The 6,046-nt window shown below is 62.8% G+C and carries 6 protein-coding genes and 2 pseudogenes; 3 read left to right on the top strand and 5 right to left on the bottom strand.

Features of this window, described 5'->3' with window-relative positions; genetic code table 11:
* A pseudogene (locus EOA75_RS27190) lies at nt 1-215 on the bottom strand (two-component sensor histidine kinase); the annotation flags it as partial.
* A gap of 185 nt (nt 216-400) precedes the next feature.
* On the opposite strand from EOA75_RS27190, the gene ppk2 reads away from it, so the two are divergent.
* Nucleotides 401-1,306, top strand: a complete 906-nt coding sequence (gene ppk2, locus EOA75_RS27195; protein ID WP_067322713.1) for a polyphosphate kinase 2 — start codon at nt 401-403, stop codon at nt 1,304-1,306.
* A gap of 86 nt (nt 1,307-1,392) precedes the next feature.
* Here ppk2 and EOA75_RS27200 read toward each other — a convergent pair whose 3' ends face one another.
* From EOA75_RS27200 to EOA75_RS27210, 3 genes are all read right to left on the bottom strand, one after another.
* The gene (locus EOA75_RS27200; RefSeq protein ID WP_127325605.1) at nt 1,393-2,139 is read right to left on the bottom strand and encodes an enoyl-CoA hydratase-related protein; all 747 of its coding nucleotides are present in this window, start codon (nt 2,137-2,139) and stop codon (nt 1,393-1,395) included.
* A 10-nt stretch (nt 2,140-2,149) separates the two neighbouring features.
* The gene (locus EOA75_RS27205; RefSeq protein ID WP_066996739.1) at nt 2,150-2,788 is read right to left on the bottom strand and encodes an acyl-homoserine-lactone synthase; all 639 of its coding nucleotides are present in this window, start codon (nt 2,786-2,788) and stop codon (nt 2,150-2,152) included.
* Between the two features lie 276 nt (nt 2,789-3,064).
* The gene (locus EOA75_RS27210; RefSeq protein ID WP_127325606.1) at nt 3,065-3,796 is read right to left on the bottom strand and encodes a LuxR family transcriptional regulator; all 732 of its coding nucleotides are present in this window, start codon (nt 3,794-3,796) and stop codon (nt 3,065-3,067) included.
* 218 nt (nt 3,797-4,014) lie between these two features.
* On the opposite strand from EOA75_RS27210, the gene EOA75_RS27215 reads away from it, so the two are divergent.
* A complete protein-coding gene (locus tag EOA75_RS27215; protein ID WP_127325607.1) occupies nt 4,015-4,887 on the top strand; it encodes a transporter substrate-binding domain-containing protein in 873 nt (290 codons plus the stop codon).
* On the opposite strand, the gene EOA75_RS27220 is transcribed toward EOA75_RS27215, so the two are convergent.
* A complete protein-coding gene (locus tag EOA75_RS27220) occupies nt 4,884-5,294 on the bottom strand; it encodes a tellurite resistance TerB family protein (protein WP_067322705.1) in 411 nt (136 codons plus the stop codon). The two genes, EOA75_RS27215 and EOA75_RS27220, sit on opposite strands and share 4 nt — an antisense overlap.
* 167 nt (nt 5,295-5,461) lie before the next feature.
* Between EOA75_RS27220 and lysK the strand changes: the two are divergent.
* Nucleotides 5,462-6,046 (top strand): annotated as a pseudogene (lysK, locus tag EOA75_RS27225) (lysine--tRNA ligase); the annotation flags it as partial.

Here is a 6,046-nt window from a genome sequence, read left to right on the forward strand (position 1 = left end):
GTCCCGCCGGCTGACTGGCGCTCGGCGGCGGTCGGCAGCATTGCGGCCGCGACCAGCAACGCCACGGCCAGCAGAGGCACAAAGATCGAAAGGCCGCCGAAACAATAGACGCCGAGGACCGCGACCAGGGCCGCGGCCAGCAACCAGCGGCTGCGCCGCAGCTGGGCTATGGCTGCCCGCGTTGCGCCTTTCTGGTCTGCGCCCTTATCGACCATGCGCTGCCTCGTATCTCACGTCGGTGAAAGGTCAGCCGACTCGACCTGCGCATGACCGCCACAAATCGGAATCGATTTTCTGGAGTGTTCATGCGCAAAATCAAAGTGCTACCGCGCGTCCGGTCGGACGCAACGCCTCAGAGGCTCCCATAGCACGAGTCCGCAAGCTGAAAAGGTTCGTCCCGATGAAAAAAGCCGAGGGAAATGCCGACGCGGCGCCTGCCGCAGGACCGATCAAGATGAGGATAGGCGGTAAGGAACGCGAGTTCGACATCGACAACCCGGTGCTGCCGGACTGGATCGAGGACAACAAGCTGACCGCCGGCGGCTATCCCTACGACAAGAAGATGAAGGGTGAAGAGTACGACGAGGAACTCGAGCGGCTGCAGATCGAATTGGTCAAGGCGCAGGCCTGGCTGCAGGCGACCGGCAAACGGGTGTTGGCGCTGTTCGAGGGGCGCGACGCGGCCGGCAAGGGCGGCACGATCTTCGTCCTGCGGCAGTACATGAACCCGCGCACGGCGCGCAACGTGGCGCTGACCAAGCCGACGCCGACGGAGCATGGCCAATGGTACTATCAGCGCTATGTCGACCATTTCCCGACCTCCGGCGAGTTCGTCACCTTCGACCGCTCCTGGTATAACCGCGCCGGCGTCGAGCCGGTCATGGGATTCTGCACCCCGGAGCAGCACGAGACATTCCTCGACGAGACGCCGCATTTCGAGCGGATGATCTGCAACGAGGGTATCCACTTCTTCAAATTCTGGCTGAACATCGGTCGCGAGACGCAGCTTGAACGGTTCCATGATCGCCGCTGGTCGCCATTGAAGAACTGGAAATTCTCGCCGATCGACGTCGCCGGCATCAGCAAATGGGACGATTACACCAAGGCGCGCGACCTGATGTTCGAGCGCACTCACAAGGAGTTCGCGCCCTGGATCATCGTGCGCGCCAACGACAAGCGCCGTGCGCGGCTTGCGGTGATCCAGCGTATCCTTCTGTCCTTGCCTTATGACGGCCGCGACCTCGACGCCGTCGGCAAGCCCGACAAGAAGATCATCGGGGAAGGCCCGTCGTTCCTGGAGAAATAGCTTGCACCATGCCCGCGGCCGGCGGCCAACATTACAGCGCCGCGCACCTTCGCGGGTACGCGGCGCTGAGACTTTCCACCAAGGTGTCACGCCGCGAGGCGGGCGATCCGCTGCAAACGCTTCAGCGTGGCGTCGTCCTGCAGCGCTTGCTGGAACAGCGATATCTCATGGTCGATGCGGTCGCACAGAACGTCCGTATCCCCCTTGAGCAGGCCGCGGGTCTGCAACAGCGCGGCAACCGGCTTCTTGGCGAGCTGCCTTGCCCGCGCCAAGGCTATTTCCTCGGCGCTGCCTTCCACGATCTCACCGACAAGGCCAAGCGCCTTGGCGTCGTCGACGCCCAGTGTGTCGCCCAGGCAAAAGAAGCGGAAGGCGCCGGCATAGCCGAGCTTCTGGGGTGCCAGGATGCTGGTCGCCGCGTCCGGTACCAGGCCGAAATCGACGAACGGCACCCTGAACGTGCTGCCCCTGGAGGCGATCACCATGTCGCAGTGGAACAAGATGGTGCAGCCGACGCCGACGGCGTCCCCGTCCACGCAGGCAAGGACCGGCTTGGGAAAGGTCGCAAGCCTGCGAAACATATCGGTGACGGCGGCAATCAGCTGCTGGTGCTTGGCGGCGTCGAGGAACTCCGAGAAATCGCCGCCGAGGCAAAAGCAGCCGGCGAGGCCGCGCAGCACGACCACGCGAATCTCGTCGTTGACGGCGGCCTCGTGGAAGGTCCTGGCGAGGCTCGCATAGGCGTGCCTGTCCAGCACCGGCCGGCCGTCATGCGAAGACACGGTGACGACCAGCGTGTGGCCGCGCAGCTCAGGTTCGGGGTGGAAGCTCATGACAACCTCCTCACGAAGCCTGTCTGAGGCCGAGCTGGCCGGGATAGCCTCTCATCAGCACCGGCGGGAAGTGGTTGCGGCGCTGGCGCACCACCTCCAGCGTATGCTCGGAAAAGGTGAGCAGCGTCGCCACCACCTGCTGGTTGCCATAGGTGCGCTGGTAACCGAGCGGCGTCGCCAGGAAGTGCAGCTGCAGCGCGCGCAGCACCCACATCGGTTCGAACTCGATGATGACCTGGTTGACGTTGCGCTTGAGGCCCCATTCGACGAAACCTGCGATCAGCTCGGTGCCGACCGTCGAGACGCCGCGCTTGCCGTCACGGAAGCCCGGCGCCACCGCATAGCGGGTCAGCTCCCAGACTCGCGGCCCCGAGGGCGGCGTCCCCTCATAGAGGTCCGTCAGCACATCGGTCAGTAGATGCGGCCGCGTCGTCGGCAGCATGCGCTGATAGCCGGCTAGCTCGCCGTTGCGGATGACGAGGTGATGCTCGGCCTCGTCATGATCGAATTGGTCGATCTCGAGGCCGTCCGGGCGGTCGAGATCGGTCCAGCCCATCTCCTCGACGAAGATCTTGTAGCGCAGGCGGTGAACCGCTTCCCACAGATCGGGGCGCTCCATCAATTCCTGAGTTGTGAGGGAAAAAAGCATTAGCCGTCTCCTGGGCTTGAGAGGAAGATACGGCCGGGCTCTCCGGAAAATATTACGCGATCGCGTAGGCAAGAATTTTTAGGTCGGCACCGACCGACCCCGCCAATATAGCCGCGCCTAACTGCCTCCGCGACCGCCTGCACGCGGTTGGCGACGCCCAGTTTGCTTTGGCGTTAAGAAAGTATTAGCCCTCTCTTAAGACAAGGACACCGCTCGCCCTTGCTTAAAATATTACGCGAATGCGCATGGGACCGTTTCTGGGCCAGCACGGCCGATTTAGCTAATATAGCCACGCCTGATCGCCTCGGCGACTGCCTGCACACGGTTAGCGGCGCCCAGTTTGCTCTTCGCGTTGAGAAGGTGTTTCTCGGAGGTATGCTCCGAAATGCCGAGAATCTGCGAAATTTCCCACTCGGACTTTCCGACAGCTGCCCATTGCAGGCATTCGCGCTCACGCGGTGTGAGTTCGATGTGGTCGACGACCTTGCCGGCCATCGTGTGAAACTGCATGGCGCGGCCGATGGCGTAGGTGGACACCAGCGAGACCATTCCGAATTCGACGTCCGACAGTTCAACGGACTCGCCACCCAGCGAGACCATGACGATCTGGCCGTCGAGCGTGACCAGCGGGAAGGCGAGGCCGTCGCGCAGCTTGAACTCGCGGGCGTCGCCCATGACCTCGTCGCTGCTCTTGTCGATGACGATGGCCTGGGAAGCCTCCCGCCACTGGAACGGGGCCTGCAATTGCTTCATGTGGCTGACGACCGGATCATGGTCGACATAGTTGCGCGCCACATAGCGCTCCAGCCACTCGCCCGGCCAGTCGCAGAGCAGCACATGGTCCTTCTGCTGGCCGCGCGGCGTGCCGGGTTGCGGGACCGTTCCGGCCATCAGCGCCGTCAGCCCGAAACTCGAGGTGACGCCGAGCAGCCGCTCGCACACTGCCGCAGCAGTGTTGGCGTGCTGTAATTGGTCGATGTATTCCAGAGTTCTATCGAACATGCTCATCGCAACATCTACCCCATGTTGCTTCTGCTTTTCGTACCGATAGTAGATGCCCGAACCACCCTTCGCCATCAACCCCGGACCACAAGTTTCTTCGCGACACCTGCCCCTGTTGCGGGCGCGCGCTGAAACTTGCAAACGCACTGAACCATACGCCGAATTCGCCCGTTTGAAATCAAAAACATTGTGCCTGCACTGTTTTCGTACGAAAAGCCAAGGACATGATTGGGCGGAGCGTTATCGTGCCATTCCGATGGATATTTCTGGCCCTTCTGTCGGCGCTGATCGGAGCGTTGCCATTCGCCGACGCGACTCGCGCGGCGGAGCTGCAGGTTCCGGTGCTGTGGGATGCCAAGGAGCGGCTGCCGAAGCCCGATCTTTCGGCGTTGCCGAGGCTGAGGTTCCTCACCACCACCGATTTTCCGCCTTTCAACTTCCTCGACGGCTCCGGCCGGCTGTCGGGTTTCCACATCGACCTGGCGCGGGCGATCTGCGCCGAACTCGGCATCGTCGAGAAATGCCAGATCCAGGCGCTGCCCTGGAACGATCTCGACGACGCGCTGCGGAAAGGCGAAGGCGAGGCGATCATCGCCGGCATCGCGGCGACGCCGGAAAGCCGCGAGAAATACGCCTTCTCGCGTTCCTATCTGCAGTTCCCGGCGCGCTTCATCATGCCGAAGGCCAAGGCGTTTACCGAGCCGATCCTCGACAAGCTGCGCAGCAAGCGCGTGGGCGTCATCGCCGGCTCGGCGCATGAGAAGATGCTGCGCGACTATTTCAGCACGGTGCAGGTCGTGCCCTTCGACAAGCCCGAGGACCTCTACGCGGACCTCAAGGCCGGCAGGATCGACGCCGCCTTCGGCGACGGCATGCGCTTCGCCTTCTGGCTTGGCGGCTCGGAAGCCGCCGGGTGCTGCCGCTTCGCCGGCGGCCCTTATCTGGCGCCCGAATATCTGGGCTCGGGCATGGCGATCGCCACCAGGGCGGGCGACCCGGCGCTGGCCGCCGCCTTCGACTACGCGCTGCAGGAAATCTCGATCAAGGGAACCTTCGCCGAGTTCTATCTGCGCTATTTTCCGGTGAGCTTTTTCTAAGTCAGTGTGCGCAGGCGGGCCTTCGCCGCACGGGCGATCGCCGCCACGGTGAGCGTGTCGAGATCGAGTTCCCGTCGGATGAGCTGCAGCACCCTCAACTCCTCCATGCGCATTTCGAGATCGACTGCCGCGACCTCGAAAGCGGCGGCATAGGCGGTGTCACGCAACCGCTCCGGCAGCGCATCGGCTACGCGCGCAAGGACGCCTTCCAGCCCGTCCTTATCGTGCAGAGCCTGCTGGCACGCTTGAGCCACGCCGACCAGGCTGTCGCTGTTGAAATCGACAAACACAGGCCAAGAACGGACGACGTCTCCGATCCGCGCCAGTTCGACATCGGTCATGTCGCGGTCGGATGCCGAAGTGATCACCATGAGATAGATCAGGGCTTCGTGCGGCGTCAAAGGCATTCAAAACTCCTTGATGGTGAGGCTTCAACGTAGGATTGCCATTGAGGCGCCGCAAGGAAAAGCGCCGCAAATCGTTGACGCTCCGGCCCGTCGCGCCTAGAGACCGGGTGAAAATCTTTGCGCGCCCAAGCCGACACATCTGGCCGGCAGATTACCTGGAAAGTGACATGACGGGATCAAACATCATCGATCTCAATGCCGAGATGCTTGCGGCCGCCGGCGAAAGCAAGGCATGGCCGTTCGAAGAAGCCAAGAAGATCATTGCCCGCTACAAGAACAAGGACTTTCCCGATACCGTCCTGTTCGAGACCGGCTACGGCCCGTCCGGCCTGCCGCATATCGGCACCTTCGGCGAGGTGGCGCGCACCACGATGGTAAGGCACGCCTTCCGCGTGCTGACGCAGGACAAGGTCAAGACCAAGCTGTTGTGCTTCTCCGACGATATGGACGGCATGCGCAAGATTCCCGACAACGTGCCCGATCGCGCGGCGCTCGAGCCCTACCTGCACAAGCCGCTCACATCGGTGCCCAATCCGTTCGGCGGCGATTATGCGAGCTTCGCCGACCACAACAACGCGATGCTCTGCCGCTTCCTCGACACGTTCGGCTTCGACTATGAGTTCGCCAGCGCGACCCAATACTACAAGTCCGGGCGCTTCGACGAAGTGCTGCTGCGCGCCGCCGAGCGCTATGACGAGATCATGGCGGTGATGCTGCCGACGCTCGGCGAAGAGCGCCAGGCGACCTACAGC

It is taken from the genome of Mesorhizobium sp. M1A.F.Ca.IN.022.07.1.1, from assembly GCF_003997575.1.
In the GTDB taxonomy this organism is placed as follows: Bacteria; Pseudomonadota; Alphaproteobacteria; order Rhizobiales; family Rhizobiaceae; genus Mesorhizobium.

Excerpts from the sequence above, each read along its gene's own strand:
- ppk2 (WP_067322713.1), top strand. The coding sequence starts at position 401 with ATGAAAAAAGCCGAGGGAAATGCCGACGCGGCGCCTGCCGCAGGACCG.
- EOA75_RS27200 (WP_127325605.1), bottom strand. The coding sequence starts at position 2,139 with ATGAGCTTCCACCCCGAACCTGAGCTGCGCGGCCACACGCTGGTCGTC.
- EOA75_RS27205 (WP_066996739.1), bottom strand. The coding sequence starts at position 2,788 with ATGCTTTTTTCCCTCACAACTCAGGAATTGATGGAGCGCCCCGATCTG.
- EOA75_RS27210 (WP_127325606.1), bottom strand. The coding sequence starts at position 3,796 with ATGAGCATGTTCGATAGAACTCTGGAATACATCGACCAATTACAGCAC.
- EOA75_RS27215 (WP_127325607.1), top strand. The coding sequence starts at position 4,015 with ATGATTGGGCGGAGCGTTATCGTGCCATTCCGATGGATATTTCTGGCC.
- EOA75_RS27220 (WP_067322705.1), bottom strand. The coding sequence starts at position 5,294 with ATGCCTTTGACGCCGCACGAAGCCCTGATCTATCTCATGGTGATCACT.